The organism is Apilactobacillus kunkeei (assembly GCF_001421115.1).
Taxonomy (GTDB): Bacteria; Bacillota; Bacilli; order Lactobacillales; family Lactobacillaceae; genus Apilactobacillus; species Apilactobacillus kunkeei_F.
This window is the reverse complement of sequence record NZ_JXCW01000002.1, coordinates 1-24,381: the sequence shown is the minus strand read 5'-3', so window position 1 is coordinate 24,381 and position 24,381 is coordinate 1. Positions and strand designations below refer to the sequence as shown.

Here is a 24,381-nt window from a genome sequence, read left to right as displayed (position 1 = left end):
GCATAAATAACTTATATATAGATAGTAAGGAGGTAAGAATTTGGAATACCAAGAAAAACTACTACCTCGAGAAAAGGTTTTTCGAGATCCGGTTCTTAACTACATTTACGTACAACACCAAGTCATTTTGGACTTGATTAATACTAAAGAATTCCAACGATTAAGACGAATTAAACAATTAGGTCCTGCTTCATACACATTCCATGGCGCAGAACATTCAAGATTTACCCACAGTTTAGGAGTGTACGAAATTACCCGCCGCATCTGTGATGGTTTCCTTAGAAACTATCCTAGTAAAGTTGCCGGCGATGGCCTTTGGGATGATTCTCAAAGATTAGTTGCACTATGTGCGGCATTGCTTCATGACATCGGACACGGTGCCTACTCACATACCTTTGAACACATCTTTGGTACCAACCACGAAGCAATCACCCAAGAAATCATCACTTCTGAAAAGACAGAGGTTAACCAAGTGTTGAGTAAGATTAGTCCTAGTTTTCCAAAAGAAGTCGCTAGTGTAATCGACCACACTTATCCAAACCAACAAGTGGTCCAAATGATTTCTAGTCAATGCGACGCCGATAGAATGGATTACCTACTAAGGGATGCCTACAACACCGGTGCCAACTACGGTAACTTTGACTTAACCAGAATCTTACGTGTGATGAGACCTTACGAAGGTGGTATCTGTTTTGAAATCAACGGGATGCATGCCGTCGAAGACTACATCATCTCCCGTTTGCAAATGTACATGCAAGTGTACTTCCACCCAGTATCACGTTCAATGGAAGTTATCCTAAGTCACCTACTTCAAAGAGCCAAGGAACTAGCCAGTCAATTGGATAAAAACGACCGACTAACTCCACATCTATTAATGCCCTTCTTCAAGAATGACTTTACTATCGATGACTATTTGAAACTAGATGATGGTGTTCTAAACACCTACTTCATTAACTGGATTGATTCAGATGACAAGATTCTATCTGATTTAGCTGATCGTTTTATTAACAGAAAGCCACTTAAATCTGTAGAATACAATAATGAAACTGAATCATTAATTCCAACCATGCAAAAATGGATTCAAGAAGCTGGTTTCGAAACCACCTACTACACCGCCGTTAACAACAGTTTTGATTTGCCATATGATGCTTACGATCCAAATAAAAAGCATCATGCTACACAAATTGAACTTAGAAGAAACGATGGTACAATGATTGAACTATCCAAGATTTCCCAACTAGTTAGCGCCGTTACCGGTAAGCACTTGGGGGATGAACGATTCTTCTTCCCTAAGGAAATGTTATCCAAGGATAGTGATATCGATTTATTCGAACCAGTTTATCAAGAGTTTCAAAAACACATTAAAAACGATGAATTAATTAAGTAAGTAAGGAGGATTTCTCCATGAGTGAAATCAAATTAATTGCCATTGATATCGATGGTACCCTTTTAAACGAAGAAAACATTTTAGCTCAAGAAACAATCGATGCTGTTACTGAAGCAAGAAACAATGGCATCAAAGTAGTTCTATGTACTGGTCGTCCTTTAACTGGTGTTAAACCATACCTAAAGAAACTAAACATTTCTGGTAACGACGAATATGCCATTACTTTCAACGGTGCGCAAGTGCAAGATGCAGACGCTAACATCATCGAAAAATTCGATTTAGATTACAACGACTTCGTTGGACTAGAAAAACTAAGTCACAAGCTAAACACTAACTTCCAAATCGAAACTACCGACTACATCTACACCACTAACCGTGACCTAAGCCCTTACAGTGTGGCTGAAAGTTACCTTGTAAGAATGCCAATTCGTGTGCGCGAACCACAAGAAATCACTGATGAAACTGAAATCGTTAAGGCAATGCTAATCGCTGATCCAGATATCATTGATAAGGCTATTCCAAACATTCCAGAAAACTTCTTAGACCACCTAACAATGGTTAGAAGTGAACCAGTATTCCTAGAATTCGTTAACCAAAAGGCTTCAAAAGGTGCTGCTCTAAGCAAACTTGCTACTCGTTTAGGTTTCAACGCTGAAAACGTAATGGCTATCGGTGATCAAGGTAACGACATTAGCATGGTTACCTACGCCGGTACTGGTGTTGCTATGGGTAATGCTGCTGACGACTTGAAGAAAGTTGCCAACAAGGTTACTAAGACAAACAAAGAAAACGGTGTTGCATACGCCATTCGAAACTTTGCTTTAAAATAATTAATCATAAACAAAAAGAACTCACTTCAATGAAGTGAGTTCTTTTTTTATAGTGTGATAATGATTGCAAAAGCAATCCAGATAATTCCAATTATCAACGTTAACTGTGCAAATGGACGTACCACAATTTTGGCATTCTTAATGCCACCAATTTTATCGGCCGGAATCTTTTCGTTTTCAAAACGTTCATCGTCTCCCTTGCGGTGAAAAATGCGCCATCCAGTGAAAAGATGTCCCTTGGATAATACTCCAATCAAGCCAATGACTGTGAATAGTAACCCTATCAAGAATAGGTAGTTACTAATCGTAATAGCACTAACTTTAAGCACCATTGCTATTAAAGCAACGACGATTCCAGCTAACGCTATTAGCAGTCCTAATCTTTTTGGTTTATTCATTATTCTGCATTACTTCTGAAACGGTTGCTGAATAATGGACTAACGGCACGATCTTCGTTAATACGCTTAATTGCGTCACCGATTAATGGAGCAACTGAGATTTGTTCAATCTTATCAATTTGCTTTTCTTTTGGTAAGCGAATTGTATCAGTAACAACTAGCTTCTTAATTGGTGATTGTTGGATACGATCAATTGCAGGACCTGATAATACAGGGTGTGTACAACATGCGTATACTTCTTTAGCTCCAGCATCCATCAATGCTTGAGCACCTAAAGTGATAGTACCAGCAGTATCAATCATGTCATCAACCATCAAACATGACTTACCTTTAACATCACCAATGATGTTCATGATTTCAGCAACGTTTGCCTTAGGACGACGCTTGTCGATAATGGCAATTGGTGCCTTTAGGAATTCGGCCAATGCACGGGCACGAACTACACCACCATGGTCAGGTGAAACTACGACTGCGTTTGAGTCCCAGCCGTGGTTAATAAAGTGATCAGCTAATAATGGTGCACCCATCATGTGATCAACTGGAACATCGAAGAAACCTTGGATTTGAGCAGCATGTAAGTCCAATGCAACTACACGGTCAATTCCAGCAGTTTCTAGCATGTTAGCAACTAGCTTTGCTGTAATTGGTTCTCTAGAACGAGCCTTACGGTCTTGTCTAGCGTAACCATAATATGGGATTACCACATTAATTGTCTTAGCACTTGCACGTCTAAGAGCATCAATCATAATCATTAATTCCATTAAATTATCATTAACGGGAGCTGATGTAGATTGAATGATATAACAGTTATCCCCACGGATACTTTCTTCAATGTTAATTCTAATTTCGCCATCGCTAAATCTGTCAACGGATGTTTCACCTAAATCAACACCAACACGATCAGCAATTTTTTCTGCCAAAGGAATGTTAGAGTTTAAAGCGAAAATCTTCAATTTAGGATCAGAATATCTTTCAGCCATAAGTCCTCCACCTAACAATAAATTCTATAATTCGTAACTATATTCTTAATTCACAGTTAATTTTACACTATAATTGATAATTTTTCATTCAAAAATTATACAAATAATAAATAAAATATCATTGGATTATCTCTTAATCAGCATATGGAAGCTTTTTGAAATATCCTGGTTTGTTGGTTTGACGTTGTCTAGCAATCGCCATATCGTATTGTTTTACATCGTCTGTAATAGTTGAACCAGCAGCAATAAATGTGTGGTCATCAATGTGTAATGGCGCAATCAAGTTAGCATTGCTTCCGATAAATGAGTTGTCACCCACTTCGGTATTGTGCTTGTTCTTACCATCGTAGTTAGCAAAGATAACACCACAACCAACGTTGATGTTCTTGCCTAGATGAGCGTTACCAACGTAAGTTAAGTGACCTACCTTAGTACCTTCATCAATTTGGGCCTTCTTCACTTCGACGAAGTTTCCAAGATGAACGTTTTCACCAATCTTAGCTTCTGGACGAAGATGTGAGTATGGTCCAATGTTTGATCCTTCCATCATTTCTGATTCTTCAAGTAATGATGATGTCACAGTCACGTTGTCGTGAATGATACAGTCTCTGATTTCTGAGTTAGCACCAATCTTACAGTCACTACCAATCTTAGTATGACCACTGATGTGAACACCAGGTTCGACGATTGTGTCTTGACCAATTTCAACGCCAAAGTCGATGTATGTGTCATTTGGATTTGGCATAGTAACACCGTTTGACATGTGGTATTCATTAATGCGTTGTTGCATCACTTGATTAGCCTTTGAAAGTGCAATCCGATCGTTTACACCCATTGATTCATCAAAGTCTTTCATTTGGTAAGCACCAACGTTCTTACCTTCTTCTTTGAAGATACCAATAACGTCTGGTAGGTAGTATTCGCCTTGCGCGTTATCGTTTTTAACCTTCTTTAGAGCTTCGAATAATTCATGGTTGTCGAAAACGTAAACACCGGTATTAATTTCATCGATGTTTTGTTCGGCAACTGAGGCATCTTTTTGTTCAACAATCTTGTTAACGTTACCCTTGTCATCTCTAACAACACGACCATAACCAAATGGGTTAGGTGCTTTTGAAGTTAGTACTGTTGCAACTGCACCACTTTCTTCGTGTTGAGTAAACAAGTGATCAAAAGTTTCAGCGGTAAATAATGGAGTGTCTCCACTAACAACCATTGTTGATCCATCAACGTCTTCTAGAATGTCAGCGGTCTTTTTAACTGCATCCCCAGTTCCTAGTTGTTTTTCTTGTAATGCATATTGGCTTCTGTCACCTAGTTGAGTTTTAACGTCTTCCGCACCAAAACCAACAACAGTAACAATGTTATCCATATGAATTTTTTCAACTTGTGTTAATACACAATCAACCATTGTACGACCACAAACTTGATGCAAAACTTTGTATAGTTTTGACTTCATTCGCGTACCTTTACCGGCAGCTAAAATAATTGTATTTCTAGTCGTCATTATTCTTCCTCCTTGGTGATGTCACTGAAGTTATCGTAGGTAAAGTTACCCAGGTCAACTTTAATATCACCGTTATTAGTATCAATCTTGAATAATGAAGTGTAATCGTCTTCGCTAATCTTACGTTGACCTTCGTAGTCACGTTCAGCAACGAATGCAATTCCGGCAACTTCACTATCGAATTCTTTGATTAAACTACATAGTCCATCGGCTGATCCCCCACCACGTAGAAAATCATCTACGATTAAGACGTTGGAATTAGCTGGTAAACTACGTTTTGATAGAACCATCTTTTCGATTCTCTTTTGGGAACCAGAAATATAGTTCACACTAATAGTTGAACCATCGGTAATTCTAGAATCATGTCTAGCAATAACGAATGGAACGTTTAATAAGGTTGCAACACTTTGTGCAACCGGAATTCCCTTAGTGGCAACAGTTAGGACAGCATCAATCTTCTTGTCACTGTATAATGTCGCAATAATTCGACCAATTTGTCTCAAAATTGATGGACGGTTAAGTAGGTCGTTCATATATACGTATCCACCAGGTAAAACTCTTGAATTGTCAGCTAATGCTGATTGAACTTCGTCAATAAATTGACTAGCTTCTTGTTTTTGAATGCCGGGCATGAACATACTTCCACCAGCGGCACCGGGAATGGTTTCCAATACACCAGTTCCTGTTTCCATAAATGTTTTTCGTAAAATGGTTAGGTCTTCACTAATAGATGACTTAGCAGAATCATAACGATTTGCAAAAAAAGTCAATGGTACTACCGTATTAGGATTCTCCATTAAGTAGCGAGTCATATCTACTAGACGCGCACTACGCTTTGCTTTCATTCTTTCACCTCATTAAGTAAAAACTACATCTAAATTTTATCATAATGTTCGGGTTTAAGATACTTTTTAATCTAAATAATCAAAAAATATCCGTTTAAGTTTTCACCTAAACGGATATTTTTAGACAGGTCTTACAATATAGACCTCAGAACAGAAACCACGAATGCTGTTAAAAATGTGTTTTGCTTGGCTTTCTGTCCTACAAATTCCAAAGACAGTCGGTCCAGTTCCACTCATTTGGGCACTGTCAGCACCGTATTTCTCGAACTTCTCTTTAATCTTTTTAATCTCACTGTGATGCTTTGAAGACAATGGCTCCAAGACATTTCCCATGTGAGAAACGATTTGATCATAGTCTTGTGTCTCAACCGCTGCTGCCAATTCATTAACATTGACATGTTCTAGTTTATCATAATCAATCTTGTTTAAGATTTCCGGTGTCGAAACACTAACTTTTGGTTTCACAATTACGAAATACATCTTTGGCAGTTTTGGCATTAACTCAATGTTATCACCCTTACCGGTTACCATCGCAGTCTGACTGTATACACAATAAGGAACGTCTGAATCAAGTTGCAATCCGAATGTTGCCATTTCTTGATCGGTCATATGTAGGTCCCAGAGACGATTCAGGCCTCGAATAACAGCCGCAGCATCAGATGATCCTCCACCCATTCCGGCAGCAACAGGAATATTCTTTCTGATATGGATATCCACTTTTTGTTGGATTCCAAATTTCTTTTTAAGTAGAAATGCTGCTTGATATGCTAAGTTGCGATGATCTTGCGGTAAAAACACACGATTACAGTGAACGGAAATCCCGTTTCCCTTTTCGGTAACAATCTCGACGTAATCAGATAATTCAATCGAGGTCATTATCATATTCCACTCAATTTTGCCGTCTTTGTGACGATACGGCGTATCCAAGCCTAGGTTAAGTTTGGCGCATGCTTTCTCTACGGTTCTCAAGTATCACACCCCCAATTTAACTAAATTATTTAATAACATTATACTAAAGTTAAAATGAAAAGTCAGTGAAACTTTCGGATTTTGTCAAAACTGCAAAATAAAAAGAGCTAATAAACATTATTAGCTCTTAGTTTTAAGCTTCTTCACTTACTTCGTCGGTAAAATCCATTTCGATGTTCTTGGTTAGAATATCAGTGTAACTGTAAGATACTCTCTTAAGATTTTCATCTTCCTCTAACTCAACAACAAACACTGCAGGGAATGTTTCGGCTAGCATCCCATGTCGTTCTAATGTTTTGTTTCTTCCTACTTGAACAGTTACAACAACTTTTTCGCCTAGGCGAGTGTCCAAGTGGCTCTTAATGTCAGTCAAACTGGTTGGCATAATATTCACCTCTCTAGTAGGTTCATTATACCACGGAAAATATTAAAAATCAAAATTATATCACAGTGTTTTTTAATAATCAAATAATATTATACCAATTTTATTGAATGGAATTTATTCGTTAAATCGACGTATTGATCAACGGTTAGTTTTTCAGGACGAATGCTTGGTTGAATGTCGAATTCATCTAAGACACCTTGGACCTTTTCCTTGGTTTCGGCGTCCTTACCGAACAATCCTTGGAGGTTATTCCATAGAGTCTTTCGACGGTGGGCAAAGCATCCCCTTACAAAACTAGCAAATGTCTTTTCATCGAAGACTTCGTTTTCAATGGTTTCTTTTCTTTCCAAAGTTACGATTGCTGAATCAACATTTGGTGCCGGGATAAATGATTTTCTTGATACCTCAAACGCTAGTTTCACATCATTTAGGTATTGGATAATCACTGATAGTGAACCGTAATCCTTGCTACCTGGTTTAGCTTCTAGGCGTTGAGCAACTTCTTTTTGCATCATAACGGTAATGTTGTCGAATTCAGCATTTCCCTTCAATAGATCCAAAATGATTGGAGTTGTGATGTAGTAAGGTAAGTTAGCAACAACCTTAATTGGACGTTCGTTGTTGAACTTTTCTTCGATAATAGCGGGTAAATTAGCTTGTAGAATGTCTTGGTTAATCACTTCGACATTATCATAAGGACTAAGTGTTTCATCCAATACAGGCAATAAATTTTGGTCAATTTCAAACGCTAAAACACGTTTTGAACTGCGAGCTAGGAATTCGGTTAAACCACCGATACCTGGTCCAATTTCGATGACATTATCTGTATCTGTTAAATGCGCAGCATCAACAATCTTAGTTAAAACGTTTAAATCAGTTAGGAAGTTTTGACCTAAACTCTTCTTAGCTGATAAGTGGAAACGATTTAAGATTGCTTGTGTTCTAGCTGGGCTAGCGATTTCTGGATTATTTGGCATTGTTTACTCCTTAATATGACTTAGTGCTTCGTTAAATTGTTCTTTAGTAATTCCAAACATAGATAGTCGTTTCAATAGTTGTTTCCCATTAACGTATCCAATCTTTAGTTCATTGCATAGTTGAGTTCGTCTGATCTTGGCCTCAGAATCATTAATGACTCTTGCAGCATTTAAATCAGCAACTGATATTTCACTCTCGTGATTAGTATCTGCAGTATAGACGTTTTTTAACGCCTCTCTGATGGTTTCGACGCTGGCGTGTTCAACACCCAGTGAACCATCACTCTTTGTTGGTACCGACTTCTTACGGTCGACAAACGCATGTTTAGCGTTGGGTACCTCTTGAGTAATAATCTTTCTGATGCGTTCACCAGAAAAGTCTGGGTCAGTGAAGACGATTACCCCACGTTGCTTGTCTAGTTTCTTAATCAACGCAAGTGTCTTGTCATCAATTGCTGATCCCCTGGTTTCAATGGTGTCACAGTCGATCGCCATTTTAATTCTCTTGGTATCGTCGCGGCCTTCTACCACGATTACTTCTTTGATTTTTTCCATTATTCATCCAATCCGAAAATTCGTAGTGCGTTTTGATAAGTTGCATCGGCAATCTTATCTGGGGTTGTATCTCTAAAACGAGCAACCGCTTCGACGGTGTATAGAGTATAACCTGGTTCATTTTGGTGACCACGTAATGGTTCAGGTGCTAAATAAGGCGCATCTGTTTCCACTAGCATTCGATCGATTGGTGTCTTTGAAACGGAATCATGGATTTCCTTGGTCTTTTTGAAACTGGCAACACCAGAGTATGAGACGTACATCCCTAAGTCCATAATCTTGTTTAACCATTCAGCGTCTCCATTGAAACTATGAATGATACCGTTGTTAACACCTTTTTCCTTTAAGATGGCGTATGTGTCTTCAAAGGCATCACGGTTATGCACAGAAATTGGCATTCCTAGTTCTTGAGCAATATCGATTTGGCGTTTGAACACGTTGAATTGGGCCTTCTTAGGTGCGGTACTCTGATTGTAATCAAGACCAATTTCACCTAATGCAGCCACCTTTTCATCCTGTAGTTGCTTGTATAGAATGGCTTCTTCTTCATCGTTATAGTTCAACGCGTCTTCTGGATGAAAACCAACGATTGCGTATAGGTTATCGTATTGATGCGCTAATTCAATCGCCTCTTCGTTCATTTGACGGTTTGATCCAACAATTGCCATCTTGGTAACACCCAGCTTTTTGGCGTGTTCAATGTATTCTGGTACTTGTCCTCTAAAAGCATCATCGTTTAAATGCGTATGTGAATCGAAAATTTGCATTATATTTGCTCCTATCGTAAAAATAGCCATCAATTCATTTTGAATTAATGGCTATTTTTTAGTTTGTTATCTCACCATTATTCCAAAGTGGCACCATTTTCAAATTGGCTACCAATTGTAACTAATTCAATGTTGCCATCGTCATGTTCAACAGATAGTAACATTCCTTGGCTCAATTGGCCACGCATCTTTCTAGGTTTCAAATTGGAAACTATGATTACTTTCTTACCAATTAGTTTTTCGAAGTCAGGATACCACTTAGCAATTCCTGAAAGGATTTGAGTAGTTTCTTCCTTACCTGCATCTAAGGTAAACTTCAATAACTTGTCTGCCCCTTCAACACGTTCAACGTTCTTAACTTCGGCAACTTTTAGTTCTACTTTTTCAAAGGTATCGAACTTGATTTCTTTCTTATCAGCAGCACTTTCAGCACCCTCTTGGGCAACTTGAGCTTGTTTCTTAGCTTCTTCTTTGGCTGCACGACCCTTTTTCTTGTCTGACTTAGTCATTTGGTTCTTGATAAAGTCAACTTCTTCTTCCTTGTCTAGACGTGGGAAGATTGGAGTTCCCTTAGCAACCACTTTGCCACCTGTTGGTAAGTCTTCAATTGCAATGTTAGTTAAATCAATTGCTTGATCGCTTAAACCTAATTGAGTGAAGATTTCCTTTGGTGCATGGGTCATAATTGGGCTAATTAATAGACCGATTACTCGTAAACTGGCAGCTAAATGAGCCATTACATCAGCAAGCTTTTCAGCGTCACCATCGTTTTCATTCTTAGCTAAAATCCATGGTGTAGTTTGGTCAATGTACTTGTTAGTTTGAGAAACTAATTGCCAAACAGCAGCTAAAGCATCTGAGAAGCGTGATTCATCCATCTTAGTCTTGTATTCAGTAATAACGTCCTTGCTTAGTGCCTCTAGTTCCTTATCAGGTTCTAAGAAGTTTGACTTGAATTCTGGAATCACACCGTCTTCGTACTTGTTAATCATTGAAACAGTACGGTTTAATAAGTTACCTAAGTCGTTTGCTAGGTCGTAGTTGATACGATCAACGAAGTCTTCTGGTGTGAACACGCCATCGTTACCAAATGGAACGGCCTTTAGTAAGTAGTATCTTACTGCATCCAAACCGTATCTTTCGGCTAAGACTTCTGGGTAAATAACGTTACCCTTTGATTTAGACATCTTTCCGTCTTTCATGGTTAACCAACCGTGACCGATAACATGTTTTGGTAATGGTAAACCTAAAGCATGTAGGATAATTGGCCAGTAGATAGTATGGAATCTAACGATTTCCTTACCAACCATGTGAACATCAGCCGGCCAGAATTTTTGGAATAGTGAATCATCATCAGTATCGTATCCTAATGCACTAATATAGTTTGATAGCGCATCAATCCATACGTAAACTACGTGTTCTGGATTTGATTTAACAGGAATTCCCCAACTAAATGATGTTCTAGAAACAGCTAAGTCTTCTAGACCTGGTTTGATGAAGTTATTAATCATTTCGTTCATTCTTGATTCTGGTTGAATAAAATCAGGATGATCTTTGTAGTATTGTAATAACCAATCAGCGTACTTGCTCATCTTGAAGAAGTATGACTTTTCGTTCACTAGTTCAACTTCGTGTCCTGATGGAGCCTTTCCACCAATAACGTTACCGTTATCGTCTTTGTATACTTCTGCTAATTGTGATTCGGTGAAGTATTCTTCGTCGGATACTGAGTACCAACCAGAGTATTCACCTAGGTAAATGTCACCTTGATCTAATAATTGTTGGAAAATCTTTTGAACAACTTCTCTGTGTTGTGCATCAGTGGTTCTGATGAACTTGTCGTTTGAGATGTCCAATTTCTTCCATAAGTCTTTAATTTGAGCAGCCATTTTGTCCACGTAAGCTTGTGGAGTTGTGTTCAATGATTCTGCCTTTTCTTCGATTTTTAGTCCGTGTTCATCTGTTCCTGTTAGGAAGAACACGTCAAAACCTTCAGCACGTTTGTAACGAGCTAACGCATCACAAGCAATAGTTGTGTATGAGTTCCCGATATGTAAACGTCCTGATGGGTAGTAGATAGGCGTTGTAACATAAAAAGTATTGTTATCAGCCATGTAAATCATCCTTTCAACCAGTAATTAATATTAACTATTAGTATATCATACTTGAATTGTCAATAATATTGCTCTTAGAACAAATCTAATTGCATCGGTGCCAAATCGTTAAATGACACGTGCAACATCTCTTTTAATTGTAATGCGTTCGGTGCGGCATCCCTACCTGAGTTGTTGTTAAAGATGACACACACCTCATCGACTTCTTTGTTTAACTTAGTGACAATGTCGGCGAATTGCTTTAGTTCTTCTTCACTGTATTTGTACAATGTTCTTTGACTACGCCAGTTCTTGTCTTGGTTAAACCATCCCTGGGCGTTTCGACCGTGCAGTCTTAACATCGCCATCTTAGAAGTAGTCACCATTGGTAATAACTCAATCCCGTCGTTTAGGTTATGTGGTTCATCTGCAATCACAAAGGTCATCCCTAAACGTTTCAAATAATTCTTAATTGAGTTTTGCATCGACTTTTCCGTCCATGTCGGATTTCTAAACTCGACCGCAATTGGCACCTTTCTGCCCATTAATTCACGGATGGTCATTAGATAGCGAATGTTGTCGTTATTGCGTTGGAAATATGGTGGAAATTGAAATAAGACCGTCTTTAATTGATTGGTTTCCATTAAAGGTTGAAGCATTTTGACGTAATCACTAAACGCCTGTCTTCTCTGATCATCATCGGCAGCCATTTGAGAACGCATGTCATGCTTGGTCATTAATTGGTTGGCTTTTAAGATAAATTGGAATGATTCTGGCACCTGGCGCATCCATTGACGCACTGTTTTTTCCTGTGGAATGCCGTAAAACGGATTATCAACTTCCACGACTGGAAAATAGGCAGCATACTCGTTTAACTTAACAGGTCGTTCTTCCCCATTAATCAATGCTGGATGTTCGCTCCAAGTTGTTACTCCTAAAGTTATCATTAAACCATCATCTTCCTTCTTATTTCAATTCACTAAAGAATTTCGTTGCATCCTCTTGAATCATTGTAAAATCGATTCCTAAGTTTAACTTTTCCTGGTTAACCGCAATTACTTTGGCACCCGGATTTCTATAATCTAATAGTCCGGCAAATGGGTAGACACGCATGGAAGTTCCAACGATCACTACCAAGTCCGCCTTTTCCATTAGTTGAACACTGTTAACCACCTTGGCTTGGTTAAGTCCTTCATCGTATAAAACGATTCCTGGACGAAGTGTTCCACCGCAATCAGCGTGCTTGTCGCTTTGCATATATTCGTGCCAATCAACTCGTTGATGGCACTTTTGGCAATATACGTCGTATAGATTGCCGTGAAATTCAATTAAATTCTTGGTGTCGGCAGCACCGTATAATCCATCAACGTTTTGAGTGATTACACTGGCCCTACCTTTCCTAGTAAGTTCAGCTTGCTTTTCGTGAATTACATTGGGTTTGGCATCTGGATAGTACATATTTTCTTTCACAAATGTGTAAAACACATCTGGTTCATTAACTAAACATGCATGACTTAAATAATATTCAGCTGGTTTTCCAGTTGTATCAGTTGCGTATAGTCCATTCTTAGAACGATAGTCTGGAATGTTGGAAGCTGTCGATACCCCGGCTCCTGTCAAAAATACAATGTTTTTTGCATTATCAAATAATGATTGAATTTCCTTATCCATCAGATTGCCTCCTGCCTTATTTTCTAATGATATATGGCATTTTTAGTTCTTTAAATAATTCTTGAACAGTCATAGCGTATAACTTCTTGAAGTATTCTGGACTGTCATCCATACCGGTTGGCGCAGGAATCACGAATGAGTTTTGATCATCTGACTTGTTGAAACCAACGTATGCACGACGACCAGTTTCCTTATCATGTAATTCTGAATGAAAGATTTCAAATTGTTGTTTTACGTTTAAGTTTAGTTGTCTTTCTGAAACAACACTGGAGATAGTTGCAAATTCTGAGTTATGCAATGTAGGTAGTCCCCACTTCTTTAGTTGTTCATCAAAGGCCTTGAATAACTTAACAACGTTTCTTCTAAAACCAAAAGGTGAATCAGTTGGTTTTTCAGTGATAATCTTGTAGATTTCATCAGCAGCCTTTAGTGCAACTGGGTAATCTTTTTTCAGAGTTGGACGAGCAAATGAATCGAACTTGTCACCGTAGAATACGTGAGCGTCGATTAGGGTCAATAGACGTAATTCCATGGCGTTATCTAATTCTTCTGGTTCTGGTTCAATTGTGTTTTGAATACCCTTTAGGTACATCTTTTCGATGTCTTCGTTGATTAGACCGTGTTTTCTTTGTTCTGAAACAACCACAAAGTGAGCAACGATATCAAATAGTTCAGTTCCAATTACTTCTAGTTGTTCGTCTAATTCTTCTTGACCCGTTGATAGTGAGAAGAATACTTGTGGAAAACCACGAAGTGTCATCAACAAGTGAATTAGTTCGTGTGAAGCAGTGTAGTTAGGAGCTGACATGTCTGAGATTTGAACGAATAAGTTCTTACCGTCTTGCACCACTTGTGCTTGATCATGTCTAACATATCCTGATTGAAGTTGGCCGATAAATTGAACTTCAATTTTACCTGGGAAAAATTTGTTTACAACGTTAATTAAACTTTGTGTGTCTTGATTTAATTCGATTTCCATTAAAATTCACCTTCATTGTTATTTCTAATTTGGTTTAAGATTTTTTGTGCTGACTTTAAGTCATTTAAATGATTTGCTCTCATTTCTGAAACCACTTGTTTTACTTCTTCGCCCTTGGCTCCGGCACTCATCACTAATGAATTCAATTGAAGGTTCATGTGACCCTTTTGAATTCCATCAGTGACTAAAGCCTTTAGAGCAGCTAGGTTTTGGGCTAACCCAACTGAAGCAACCACTTGGCTTAACTCTTCCTTTGAGGTTACTTGAGATAGTTGTTGGTTGATTTTAACCTTTGGTAATACCTTCACGGCACCACCGATAAATCCTAATGACAACGGAATTGTCATCTCACCAACTAAATTGTCACCATAAATTGACCAGTTGGATAATCCCTTGTATTGGCCATCTTTGCTGGCGTATGAATGAACACCAGCTTCAACCGCACGCCAATCGTTACCCATTGCCATTACCACAGCATCGATTCCATTCATGATGCCCTTGTTATGGGTAGCAGCACGATATGGATCTATTTGAGCGATGTGTGATGCTTCAACAATTCTATTTGCCACATTCATACCGTTCGTATCAGGGTTTCCCAATTGGCTAACTGGAATGGATCCGGATACCTTAACCAGGTTATCTTCACCGTAGTTAGATAGGATGCTCATCAACACATCCCCACTAACACGTTCTTCAATAAACTCAGAAGTAGATTCTAGCATTGAGTTAATGATGTTTGCGCCCATCGCTTCACCAACGTTCACAAACAAGTCAACTGATGCATAGTCATCATCTAGTTTTCTAACGCGCACCTTCTTAGCACCGCCACCGTATTCTAGAATTGATGGATGTGATTGGTTTGCGATATCAATAATTTCTTGTTGATGAGTATTGACGATTCCAATCAATAGGTTAATATCGTGTGTTTTAACAACAATTTGGCCCATTAGATTACGCCCCAATACTTCGGCAGTAATTCCTGTTCCCTTTGTAAACAAGCGGGCACCATTACTAGCCGCCGCAATCACGGATGGTTCTTCTGTTACCATTGGAACAATTTTTTCAGTACCATTAATCATAAAATTAACGGCCACTCCTTCTGGAATGGAGTAATCAGTTACATAGTTTTCAACTAAACTATCACTTGATTGGTGATAGTCGCCAGTTATTTCATGTTTTTGATTCATGTCTAATCCAGCAAATTCACTGATTAGTTTCATTCTATCATCATAATTACGATGGTAGAAATGTTTGAAAGTTCCCATTATTAGTCCCCCCCCGGATGCGGTATTTATATCTGATATTTATGATAACATTATTTAAATTTCAAGCATTTAAAAAGGTTTTTAACCCGTCAATGGATTAAAAACCTCTTTAATAGTTTCGATAGTGCTTCTTTATATATTCAGCAATAAGTCCTTCTCTTACGCCACCTTCTGAAAACACGATCCTTCTTGAATCAATTTCATCAATGACTGTAATAAGAGGTAATAGACCACCTAGTATAATATCAGCTCGCTCGTTTTCTAATCCGTGAATTTCTTTTCGATTGTGTAAGTTCTTACGTAAAAGTAATTCATACGTTCCCATCACTTGGCGTTGATTTAGGTGATAGCCATTTAGGTTATCAGAGTTCTTGAAGTGTTGATGACTGCGATTAATTCTCGCTAAACTTCTGGCAGCTCCTCCCAAAACAACTAATTGATAGTGATCAGCTTTTTTTAGCCAAGGAACACGATGTATGTTTTCCTTTAAGAAACGTTGTGCGTTGAATAAGTCAGCTGCGTGAACTGAGTTATTCAATTTAAAACGTTCTGAAATATTAACGGCACCAATTGGTAAACTAATTAAGTCTCGACGTTTCTTACCTTGAACGCGGACCAATTCGATACTGGCACCACCAATATCCATCACCATGTAGTCGTTCATCTTAATCTTATTAACGACACCTAAATAATCGTAATAAGCTTCTTCACGACCTGATAGTACTCTAACGTCTAAGCCAACTTTCTTTCTTACCTTGCGAATAAAAGCTTTTTGGTTTTCAGCTTGTCGAACCGCAGCAGTTGCAATGGTAATCACAGTGGCATTATTCATTGAGCTATAAATTCTTTTGAAAGACTTTAAAGCATTAATTGTCCGATTAATTGCAACCGGTTGTAGAATCTTTTCTTTTCCCATCCCTTCGGATAGACGACTATCACTCTTACTACGTTTTAGCTCAACGCAATAACCGTCATTTTCAATCCGATAGATGGACATTCGAGCAGAATTCGAACCGATGTCAACAATTACTAAGTTCTCCATCCGATTCACCCTAAACTCCTAAAATAGTTTTTTATTTAAAGTAATTAATACCAATAGCATCCCTTACTTCATCTAGGGTTTGGTTGGCTACCTTATTCGCTTTATCACTACCAGCCTTTAGAATGTCATAAACATCTTGTGGATCCTTTTCGAATTGTTCACGACGTTCTCTGATTGGTGCCAATTCAGCTTGTAATACTTCGTTTAAGTAACGTTTGATTTTCACATCACCTAGACCACCGTGTCTGTATTGTTCCTTTAATTCGGCAACCTTTTGCTTGTCGTCAGCAAAGATGTCTAGGTAAGTAAATACAGTGTTTCCTTCAACTTGACCAGGATCTTCCACGTGAATGTGGTTAGGGTCAGTGTACATTGACATTACTTTCTTTTGAATGGTATCAGCATCGTCTGCTAAGTAGATGGCGTTGTTCAAGGATTTACTCATCTTAGCGTTTCCATCTAAACCAGGAATTCTACCCATTCCCTTTGGTGGGAAGTAGCCTTCTGGTTCAACTAATACGTCCTTACCATAGATACCGTTAATGCTTCTAACGATTTCTCTAGTTTGTTCTAGCATTGGTTCTTGGTCTTCACCAACTGGAACAGTGTCGGCCTTAAATGCAGTAATATCTGCAGCTTGACTGACTGGGTAAATGAAGAATCCAGCAGGAACACTTTCACCAAACTTCTTTTGTTGAATTTCAGTCTTAACAGTTGGGTTTCTCTTCAAACGGTTAACTGAAACTAAGTTTAAGTAGTGCATTGTTAATTCGTTTAGTGCGGGAATTTGTGATTGAACCAAGATTGTTGATTTTTCTGGGTCAATTCCGACAGCTAAGTAATCCAAAGCTACTTGTAATAGTGAGTTTCTGATTTTTTCTGGGTCACGCGCATTATCAGTTAATGCTTGCATGTCCGCAATCATGATATTGGTGTCGTAGTCACCTGAGTTTTGTAGTGCAACTCTGTTCTTTAATGATCCAACGTAGTGTCCGATATGTAGTTTACCAGTTGGTCTATCACCAGTTAGAATTACTTTTTTATCTGCCATTTTGTTACTTCCTTTCCAAAAAAAGCGCCCCATTGTTAAAAAAACAATAGGACGCTTGAGCGCGGTACCACCTAACTTGCAAATGTATTATCATTTGCCACTCTGCGATAAGGGCGCAATCCCATAAATTCATCCATTTCGCTAGTCGTGATTACTTTCAGTAATACATAATCTCTCTGTAAATGACATCGCTACTTACTTTAATATTAACTATATTTTACTGGATTTAAATTGACATGTCAAAAAGGATATTAATTGACATGACGGCCAAATCTAATTAGAATTATTGAGCATAAATGAACGGATTTAACAATAAATCAGGAGGTAAAAATGGCTAATAACGATCTTACAAATGAACAAAATCGTGTCGATAAAGTTGTCGCCAAATTACACAAACGAATCGACAAGACAGAAGCCGAATACCAAAAGGCACACAATGAAACAAAACGTGTTCAACAAAACTACGGTAATAATACTTCTGTTAACTACGTCGAAGTCGATGATAGAATTGAAACTTCCGCTGACCTCCAACAACAAAGAGGACTAGTTAATAAGGTAGTCCAAAGCGAAGCAATTATTAAAAACCAACTTGAAACATACAAAAAATTAGCTGATTCTCCATACTTTGGTCGCATTGACATCAAAGATGATGGGGACGATGATACCGAAAGCTTATACATCGGTACCGCTTCATTCGTTGACGATGATGAAAACTTCTTAGTCTACGATTGGCGTGCTCCAATCTCTAGCATCTATTACAACGGAACGTTAGGAAAAGTTTCATACCAAACTCCAGCCGGTAAACAAAGCACCGACCTAGAAAAGAAACGTCAGTTCCAAATTAGTCACGGTGAAATCAACAACATGTTTGATACCAACGAAACTGTGGGTGATGAAATGCTTCAATCTGTGTTAGGACAACAACATGATGAAGTGATGCAAAACATCGTTTCGACAATTCAAAAGGAACAAAACGATATCATCAGAGATACCTACAGCGACCTACTTGTTGTTCAAGGGGTTGCCGGTTCTGGTAAGACTTCTGCAATTCTTCAACGAATCGCATTCTTGTTGTACCACAGTAGAAGTTCACTTCAAGCTGATCAAATTATTTTGTTCTCCCCTAACCGTTTGTTCTCACATTATATTTCTGACGTTTTACCTAGTTTAGGTGAACGCAATATGAGACAGGTTACCTTGCAAGAATTTATCGATCACCGACTCGAAGGTGTGAAGGTCCAAAGCTTATTCGACCAATATGAAACCGAACAAGCATACACCGATGATGAAAAAGCAATTCAATCATTCAAACGAAGTCATCAATACATGACTTCAATTGAGAATTATATCAATACCGTTTTCAACGATGACATTGCCTTTCAAAGCATCTTAATCGACGGCAAGGTTTTCTTCGATGCCGATGTGATCAAGGACATTTACGCTTCTCAACCTAAACAAATGAAACCTGCTGACAAGTTCTTAAAGACTAAGAACCGATTGATTGAAATCTTGAAGAAACGAATTGAAGTCGAAGTATATAAACCATGGGTTGATGATGCAATCGACCAACTTAACTCTGAACAATATCATGATTTAATGGAAGGTCACCAACTAGGTAGTTTCCAGGATGAAGATGACGAAAGATACTTCATCGCTAAACAAATTGTGACTGAACACTTCAGAAAAGTATACGATGCTTTGTATAATGGTTCATTCTTTGATCCATATCTTCAATATCAACGCTTCATGCAACAAGTGGTTCTACCTAAGGATGTTAATGTTGATGCATGGAACGATGACGTCGATTCATTTGCTGATTCAATCGAATTACATCAAGTTCGTTTGGATGATGCTGCACCACTTTTATACATGCGTGATTTAATGATTGGTGGCGGTCAAAACCAAACAATGCAATACCTATTCGTCGACGAAATGCAGGACTACTCAATTGCCCAATTGATTTATATCAAGCACGCCTTCCCACAAACCAAAATTAACTTAATTGGTGACAGTGAACAGGCATTGTTCAAGGCGGTTGAGGCTCCGCAAGAATTACTAAACAAGTTAAACGAAGCATTTGCTACTAAGAAATCAAGATTGATTACTTTAAACCGATCATATCGTTCAACTTATCCAATCACTAACTTCGCTAAATCATTATTACCAAATGGTGATGAGATTGAAGCATTCAACCGTCCGGGTAAATCACCTGAAATTTTCATTCGTCATAACGAACAAGAATGCATTGATGCTTTAATTGAATGTGCCAAACAAGAGTTAAAAGATGAGGGTACCGTAGCAATCGTTACCAAGAACTTAAATGAAGCAAAACAACTTCATCAGCATACCTATAACCAACTTAATCCAACATTATTAGCTGATACGGATAGATCACTTCCAAAGGGCGTTGTAATCATGCCAATCTATCTAGCTAAGGGATTAGAATTTGATTCTGTCATTGCTTGGAATGTTTCGAAAGACAACTATCCAAACGCTGATTATGTCGGAACACTTTACACGATTGCCACTCGTGCAATGCACCACCTAACATTAATTAGTAATGGTACTGTTTCACCAATTATTGCAAACGCCAACCTACCAATTAATGAAGTTAAGATTAATAGAAAAATTCAATAACCAACGAAAAAGACCAATCCGTAACGATTGGTCTTTTATTTTATTATTAATTTTGAAGAACCATACCTAATCAATATTAATCATTTCTACTTTTTCTTAGGAGATCCTTCAATTTGCTTATTTTTTCAATAATCCATTTATAAATATTATTTGGCTTTGAAGATTGTTCGGATAATCTTAAGCTTTCCTCGATAAATGTTTGTTGAGCAGAGCGATTCTTAGAATTTTCATATTTGAAATAGTTTCCTTCTTTGTCCAAGAAGAAACCATCAACATCATCTTCGGAATAGCTATCAATAATTTTTTTAATCTTATTGATATTATATTTATCCATAATTTTAGCTGCTAATTCGACACGGTTAACCATGTTTCTTGTCATTAAATCGGCTGAGGAAATCCAAAAGGATGGCTTGTCTGTATAAAAAGCATATATTCTGCTGTGTTCGAGAAACTCTCCGACGATACTAGAAACAACGATGTTTTCTTTTTCACCACAAATGCCTAGTTTCAAACAACATGATCCTCTTATAACTAATCTAAATGGAACCCCCACCTTAGCAGCATCATAAATTGCTGCTATGACATCAATATCTGTTAAAGAATTTACTTTAAGGAAAACTTTTCCTTTACCATATTTTTGATAATATTCTTTAACTCTATTTATATTTTGTATAACCATGTCTTCGATTCGATTTGGCGACGATACAATGGAATTATATTTTGGTGAACGTGAACAATCGCCATTGTGTGATAGATAATCAAAGAAGGAGTTTACGCAGTTTACGTATACATCTGAACTAGAATATAAACTTAAATCAACAAATCCCTTCGCTGTTTGTTCGTTATAATTTCCAGTTCCAATTTGCACATAACCTTTAACACTACTTTTATCATCCATTATGACTAAACATGCTTTGCTATGGACTTTCATATATTTTTTTCCAAATATAATTTCACATCCAGCATCTTCCAATTCATCAGTCACTTTTAGGTTGTTTGTTTCGTCAAACCTAGCTCTCAGTTCAACTACCACTGTCACTTTAATCCCTTTTCTTGAAGCCCTTTTCAAAAGCTCTATTACTTCAGAATTATCCGCGACTCGATAGATTGTTTGTTTGATTGCTATCGTTTGAGGATTATCAACTGCTTCTTTTAAAAACTGAATAAATTGATCAAATGAATCATAAGGATATTGTAAAAGTAAATTGTGCTTATTTAGGTACTCCTGCATTGATTTTTTATAATTCCACTTTGTTCCTGAAAAATCTGCGTATGATAGTTCAGGATATTTCTTAGTCCACGAATTTATCAAAGGAAACATGAAAGTTAAATCTAATGGTGTATCGATTTTAAATACATCATTTGGTTCAATCTTAAATTTTTTTATAAAAGTATTAATGAATTTTTCATTGGTATTGGGTAAATTTTGTATTTCTAACATTGTAATTTTACCCTTTTCCCGATTTGCTAGATAGTGGCGTACATTTTGGATAGTTTTCTTACTACCGTTATTTTTTTCTAAATCAATTGATGCATCTAAATCTCTGCTTAATCTAAATACGATTACATCTTTGATTTCGCCATCGTCATATAAATTTTCCAAATTATTAATGATGAGATCTTCCATCATCAAATATTGTTTTTTCCCATCGACCTTCAAACTAACTGTTCTTCTGATATATGGTGGTATCGGCATAATACGAATCGAAGTATCATTTTTTATTTTGACCAATGTTGCAATTGCCATCCATTTATTTTTCATAAAATCTAAATTATATTCCGAATTAAAGGTTGTGCTTGTTAGAAAAGGTAAAATTTTTTCATCAAATTTTTGGTTAGCTTTTTGCTTCATTCGATCGCATAAATCATCATACTTAACAAATTCACCAATACCAAAATCAGGTAATTGTTTAATTATCAATTTGAAATAGTTAGATTGTATTTTAAAGTTATTATTATTTGTTTCATGGAGTCTTTTTAATATTTCTGAATACTTTAACATTGTTTTTGGATCATGTCCGTCATTTGTTAAAGCTTCTTGGCTCTTAATACTTGGAACTCTAACACTATAGAATTCATCTAAATTATTTGAAGCTATAGATAGAAATTTTAATTTATTTAAATATGGGACATTATAGTTGTTTGCTAATTCAATTACTCTGCGATTAAAAAGTAGCCAACTTAAATCTCTATTATATAGATCACCTTTATATTTAGATTTTATTCCCATGCTTGTCGCCTCCGGTGAAGGACTTAAAATCTAATTCTACTTGTTTAACATATCGCGTTGAGTACTTTACTAAGGCTTCAGGTATCCAATCTTTGCTTTCTAAATAACCAATGATTTTGTAAAAAGTTGGTGATTGACTGTGTGCTCTTGCTAATAAACTAATACATACATTCACATAATCGCAAAAAGCTGGATAATCTAATTTTTTTAGTTTTACTGATCCTTTCATATCTTTAAATTGACGTACATAAAAACTATTATTGCCAATATTAAAGTAACCTAGGAATGGGTCTGATGCACTTTGTAGTATCAATTGACAATTCATAATGTCCTCACCTGTTGAATGCTTGTCATCGATATAAATTCCATCATTTTGATAAAGTGGTAATCCTTGTTTTACTTGTAAAACTAAATTATCACCGGAGGAATTCTCTAGTAAAATTAGATAACAAAGTGTACCTACACTTCCGACCCCAACCGTATGTCGTACAATATCTACGATATGAAATTGTAGCAAGAACTGCTTAATATCGCTGCTTGAATGATGAAGGTACTTAGTGTAACCTTTTATTAATTTTTCATAATCATCATTTCCTACATGCACTGTAACAGGATCATTTTCAATAAACTGTTTTTGTCCTTTTACGGTGGTCGTATATTTTTTAACTGCATAATCAGAATTACTATTAATAGCCTTATCGATAGTTTTACTGACAATTTTTTTAAATGATTTATCAAAAGTATTTTTGGATTCATGGATTTTAGAGAAACTACTCGAAATATTTTTTAATGTGTTTGGCGTTATAAATCTTTCCATTGCTGTTAAATTACTCATATACTTCAATGTCTTAAGATAAGTTTTAACAGTTTTTTCTAGGAAAGGTTCTACTTTTTTCTTTAATTTAAAGTCCTGTTGTTTGGCTACTAGCAATGCGCTAACCAATAAACGTTTAACATCATATTCCCAGTAATCAATGTGTGATTCATCAAAATCGTTCATGTCGAACAGTAACTGTCCTTCTGACGATCCGTAGTAACCGAAATTACCTAAATGAGCATCTCCACCGATCAAAGTCTTAATGCCTGTATTACTATAATGATTTAAATCATAATTCATAATATCTACTGAACCTCTAAAAAATGAAAATGGAGATTTAGACATGCGCTTTCTTTTTGTCTCAAGTAAATCTTTATATAGCAAATCATTCTTCGGCTTCATTATTTTCAAAACATCGCGTTGCTTAACTTTATAATTCGCAATGTCATCAAATTTAGTATCAATTGCTAATCGATTACCTTCGACAATTAATTCTGCTGGTGTCTTCATCGAAATATCTGTGAAATCAAAATTATAGGGTAATTTTTTGTTATTCATATGTTATCCCTCCTTTTCAAAGAATGTTATATCAAAATAAATTATGACGTTCAATTTTTCAAAAAATGGCTTAAGAGTTCATTTTTACGTTTCGGCAAAAAATAAAAAAAGCAGCGAAAATGATTGATATAACAATTGTTTTCGCTGCTTGAATATAGTCGTTAATTTTCAATATAATGAACTCTCTATTATATATATATTAACTAATATTATATTTTCTTAAAATTAAGCCGTTTCCGGGATTTGAACCCGGGACCTCTTCCTTACCATGGAAACGCTCTACCTCCTGAGCTAAAACGGCAATATTAACAAAAAGCCTTCGATTTACATCGAAGACTTTTTTATTCGCGCGGCGACTTCCTACCCTTGCAGAGGGCGATCCCTCAACTACTATCGGCGTTTAGAAGCTTAACTTCTGTGTTCGGCATGGGAACAGGT

General features: G+C 37.0%; 21 protein-coding genes, 1 tRNA gene and 1 rRNA gene. 3 read left to right on the top strand and 20 right to left on the bottom strand.

All coding sequences use genetic code 11. The features are described 5' to 3' along the window. Nucleotides 1-40: 40 nt before the first annotated feature. Both RZ55_RS01420 and yidA read left to right on the top strand, forming a co-directional pair. Nucleotides 41-1,387 (top strand): HD domain-containing protein, encoded by a 1,347-nt coding sequence (locus tag RZ55_RS01420; RefSeq protein ID WP_053792467.1) that lies wholly within the window; start codon nucleotides 41-43, stop codon nucleotides 1,385-1,387. Between the two features lie 17 nt (nucleotides 1,388-1,404). After that, entirely contained in the window at nucleotides 1,405-2,217 is an 813-nt protein-coding gene (gene yidA / locus RZ55_RS01415) for a sugar-phosphatase (RefSeq protein WP_034532468.1), read from the top strand. Nucleotides 2,218-2,264: 47 nt separating this feature from the next. Here the strand turns inward: yidA and RZ55_RS01410 are convergent, their stop codons facing one another. The 16 genes from RZ55_RS01410 to trpS all read right to left on the bottom strand — a co-directional run bounded on the left by RZ55_RS01410 (nucleotide 2,265) and on the right by trpS (nucleotide 17,701). After that, the gene (locus RZ55_RS01410) at nucleotides 2,265-2,615 is read right to left on the bottom strand and encodes a DUF3899 domain-containing protein (protein ID WP_051961162.1); all 351 of its coding nucleotides are present in this window, start codon (nucleotides 2,613-2,615) and stop codon (nucleotides 2,265-2,267) included. Then, the gene (locus RZ55_RS01405; RefSeq protein ID WP_034532467.1) at nucleotides 2,615-3,595 is read right to left on the bottom strand and encodes a ribose-phosphate diphosphokinase; all 981 of its coding nucleotides are present in this window, start codon (nucleotides 3,593-3,595) and stop codon (nucleotides 2,615-2,617) included. Before RZ55_RS01405 ends, RZ55_RS01410 begins: the two co-directional genes overlap by 1 nt. A gap of 133 nt (nucleotides 3,596-3,728) precedes the next feature. Next, nucleotides 3,729-5,102 (bottom strand): bifunctional UDP-N-acetylglucosamine diphosphorylase/glucosamine-1-phosphate N-acetyltransferase GlmU, encoded by a 1,374-nt coding sequence (glmU, locus tag RZ55_RS01400; RefSeq protein WP_034534398.1) that lies wholly within the window; start codon nucleotides 5,100-5,102, stop codon nucleotides 3,729-3,731. Further along, nucleotides 5,102-5,947, bottom strand: coding sequence for a pur operon repressor (gene purR / locus RZ55_RS01395; protein ID WP_034532465.1), 846 nt, complete (start codon nucleotides 5,945-5,947; stop codon nucleotides 5,102-5,104). The genes glmU and purR overlap by 1 nt, the downstream gene beginning before the upstream one ends. Nucleotides 5,948-6,067: 120 nt before the next feature. Beyond that, nucleotides 6,068-6,916: a 4-(cytidine 5'-diphospho)-2-C-methyl-D-erythritol kinase gene (gene ispE / locus RZ55_RS01390; RefSeq protein WP_034532464.1), complete on the bottom strand. Its 849-nt coding sequence runs from the start codon at nucleotides 6,914-6,916 to the stop codon at nucleotides 6,068-6,070. A 133-nt stretch (nucleotides 6,917-7,049) separates the two neighbouring features. Then, the gene (locus tag RZ55_RS01385) at nucleotides 7,050-7,301 is read right to left on the bottom strand and encodes a Veg family protein (protein WP_034532463.1); all 252 of its coding nucleotides are present in this window, start codon (nucleotides 7,299-7,301) and stop codon (nucleotides 7,050-7,052) included. Between the two features lie 89 nt (nucleotides 7,302-7,390). Continuing rightward, a complete protein-coding gene (gene rsmA, locus RZ55_RS01380) occupies nucleotides 7,391-8,278 on the bottom strand; it encodes a 16S rRNA (adenine(1518)-N(6)/adenine(1519)-N(6))-dimethyltransferase RsmA (RefSeq protein WP_034532462.1) in 888 nt (295 codons plus the stop codon). A 3-nt stretch (nucleotides 8,279-8,281) separates the two neighbouring features. Beyond that, entirely contained in the window at nucleotides 8,282-8,833 is a 552-nt protein-coding gene (gene rnmV, locus RZ55_RS01375; RefSeq protein WP_057175586.1) for a ribonuclease M5, read from the bottom strand. After that, the gene (locus RZ55_RS01370) at nucleotides 8,833-9,600 is read right to left on the bottom strand and encodes a TatD family hydrolase (protein WP_057175585.1); all 768 of its coding nucleotides are present in this window, start codon (nucleotides 9,598-9,600) and stop codon (nucleotides 8,833-8,835) included. Before RZ55_RS01370 ends, rnmV begins: the two co-directional genes overlap by 1 nt. A 77-nt stretch (nucleotides 9,601-9,677) precedes the next feature. Next, nucleotides 9,678-11,714 (bottom strand): methionine--tRNA ligase, encoded by a 2,037-nt coding sequence (gene metG, locus RZ55_RS01365; RefSeq protein WP_057175584.1) that lies wholly within the window; start codon nucleotides 11,712-11,714, stop codon nucleotides 9,678-9,680. Between the two features lie 74 nt (nucleotides 11,715-11,788). Next, nucleotides 11,789-12,640: a DUF72 domain-containing protein gene (locus tag RZ55_RS01360; RefSeq protein WP_057175583.1), complete on the bottom strand. Its 852-nt coding sequence runs from the start codon at nucleotides 12,638-12,640 to the stop codon at nucleotides 11,789-11,791. Nucleotides 12,641-12,659: 19 nt separating this feature from the next. Further along, nucleotides 12,660-13,364 carry an NAD-dependent protein deacylase gene (locus RZ55_RS01355; protein WP_171819650.1) on the bottom strand — a complete coding sequence of 235 codons (705 nt, stop codon included), beginning with the start codon at nucleotides 13,362-13,364 and terminating at the stop codon, nucleotides 12,660-12,662. A 16-nt stretch (nucleotides 13,365-13,380) separates the two neighbouring features. Beyond that, a complete protein-coding gene (locus tag RZ55_RS01350) occupies nucleotides 13,381-14,343 on the bottom strand; it encodes a hypothetical protein (RefSeq protein ID WP_057175582.1) in 963 nt (320 codons plus the stop codon). Further along, entirely contained in the window at nucleotides 14,343-15,608 is a 1,266-nt protein-coding gene (locus tag RZ55_RS01345) for a hydroxymethylglutaryl-CoA reductase, degradative (protein WP_057175581.1), read from the bottom strand. The genes RZ55_RS01350 and RZ55_RS01345 overlap by 1 nt, the downstream gene beginning before the upstream one ends. A 109-nt stretch (nucleotides 15,609-15,717) precedes the next feature. Continuing rightward, nucleotides 15,718-16,650 carry a Ppx/GppA family phosphatase gene (locus tag RZ55_RS01340; protein WP_034532451.1) on the bottom strand — a complete coding sequence of 311 codons (933 nt, stop codon included), beginning with the start codon at nucleotides 16,648-16,650 and terminating at the stop codon, nucleotides 15,718-15,720. Between the two features lie 31 nt (nucleotides 16,651-16,681). Then, nucleotides 16,682-17,701, bottom strand: a complete 1,020-nt coding sequence (trpS, locus tag RZ55_RS01335; protein ID WP_057175580.1) for a tryptophan--tRNA ligase — start codon at nucleotides 17,699-17,701, stop codon at nucleotides 16,682-16,684. Between the two features lie 330 nt (nucleotides 17,702-18,031). Here trpS and helD point away from each other — a divergent pair, with 330 nt between their 5' ends. After that, nucleotides 18,032-20,338: an RNA polymerase recycling motor HelD gene (gene helD, locus RZ55_RS01330; protein ID WP_057175579.1), complete on the top strand. Its 2,307-nt coding sequence runs from the start codon at nucleotides 18,032-18,034 to the stop codon at nucleotides 20,336-20,338. A gap of 76 nt (nucleotides 20,339-20,414) precedes the next feature. Here the strand turns inward: helD and ppk1 are convergent, their stop codons facing one another. The 4 genes from ppk1 to rrf form a co-directional block, all read right to left on the bottom strand. Next, the gene (gene ppk1 / locus RZ55_RS01325; protein WP_057175578.1) at nucleotides 20,415-22,568 is read right to left on the bottom strand and encodes a polyphosphate kinase 1; all 2,154 of its coding nucleotides are present in this window, start codon (nucleotides 22,566-22,568) and stop codon (nucleotides 20,415-20,417) included. Next, a complete protein-coding gene (locus tag RZ55_RS01320) occupies nucleotides 22,552-23,943 on the bottom strand; it encodes a DUF2252 domain-containing protein (RefSeq protein ID WP_051961159.1) in 1,392 nt (463 codons plus the stop codon). Before RZ55_RS01320 ends, ppk1 begins: the two co-directional genes overlap by 17 nt. Nucleotides 23,944-24,171: 228 nt before the next feature. Further along, a tRNA-Thr gene (locus RZ55_RS01315) sits at nucleotides 24,172-24,244 on the bottom strand. A 46-nt stretch (nucleotides 24,245-24,290) separates the two neighbouring features. After that, nucleotides 24,291-24,381: ribosomal RNA gene (gene rrf, locus RZ55_RS01310) — 5S ribosomal RNA — on the bottom strand; the annotation flags it as partial.

Coding starts and splice junctions, on each gene's coding strand:
- RZ55_RS01340 (WP_034532451.1), bottom strand. CDS start 16,650: ATGGAGAACTTAGTAATTGTTGACATCGGTTCGAATTCTGCTCGAATG.
- yidA (WP_034532468.1), top strand. CDS start 1,405: ATGAGTGAAATCAAATTAATTGCCATTGATATCGATGGTACCCTTTTA.
- rsmA (WP_034532462.1), bottom strand. CDS start 8,278: ATGCCAAATAATCCAGAAATCGCTAGCCCAGCTAGAACACAAGCAATC.
- RZ55_RS01385 (WP_034532463.1), bottom strand. CDS start 7,301: ATGCCAACCAGTTTGACTGACATTAAGAGCCACTTGGACACTCGCCTA.
- purR (WP_034532465.1), bottom strand. CDS start 5,947: ATGAAAGCAAAGCGTAGTGCGCGTCTAGTAGATATGACTCGCTACTTA.
- RZ55_RS01345 (WP_057175581.1), bottom strand. CDS start 15,608: ATGGGAACTTTCAAACATTTCTACCATCGTAATTATGATGATAGAATG.
- RZ55_RS01320 (WP_051961159.1), bottom strand. CDS start 23,943: ATGAATAACAAAAAATTACCCTATAATTTTGATTTCACAGATATTTCG.
- metG (WP_057175584.1), bottom strand. CDS start 11,714: ATGGCTGATAACAATACTTTTTATGTTACAACGCCTATCTACTACCCA.
- RZ55_RS01410 (WP_051961162.1), bottom strand. CDS start 2,615: ATGAATAAACCAAAAAGATTAGGACTGCTAATAGCGTTAGCTGGAATC.
- RZ55_RS01360 (WP_057175583.1), bottom strand. CDS start 12,640: ATGATAACTTTAGGAGTAACAACTTGGAGCGAACATCCAGCATTGATT.
- RZ55_RS01405 (WP_034532467.1), bottom strand. CDS start 3,595: ATGGCTGAAAGATATTCTGATCCTAAATTGAAGATTTTCGCTTTAAAC.
- helD (WP_057175579.1), top strand. CDS start 18,032: ATGGCTAATAACGATCTTACAAATGAACAAAATCGTGTCGATAAAGTT.
- RZ55_RS01350 (WP_057175582.1), bottom strand. CDS start 14,343: ATGGAAATCGAATTAAATCAAGACACACAAAGTTTAATTAACGTTGTA.
- trpS (WP_057175580.1), bottom strand. CDS start 17,701: ATGGCAGATAAAAAAGTAATTCTAACTGGTGATAGACCAACTGGTAAA.
- glmU (WP_034534398.1), bottom strand. CDS start 5,102: ATGACGACTAGAAATACAATTATTTTAGCTGCCGGTAAAGGTACGCGA.
- RZ55_RS01355 (WP_171819650.1), bottom strand. CDS start 13,364: ATGGATAAGGAAATTCAATCATTATTTGATAATGCAAAAAACATTGTA.
- rnmV (WP_057175586.1), bottom strand. CDS start 8,833: ATGGAAAAAATCAAAGAAGTAATCGTGGTAGAAGGCCGCGACGATACC.
- RZ55_RS01370 (WP_057175585.1), bottom strand. CDS start 9,600: ATGCAAATTTTCGATTCACATACGCATTTAAACGATGATGCTTTTAGA.
- ppk1 (WP_057175578.1), bottom strand. CDS start 22,568: ATGGGAATAAAATCTAAATATAAAGGTGATCTATATAATAGAGATTTA.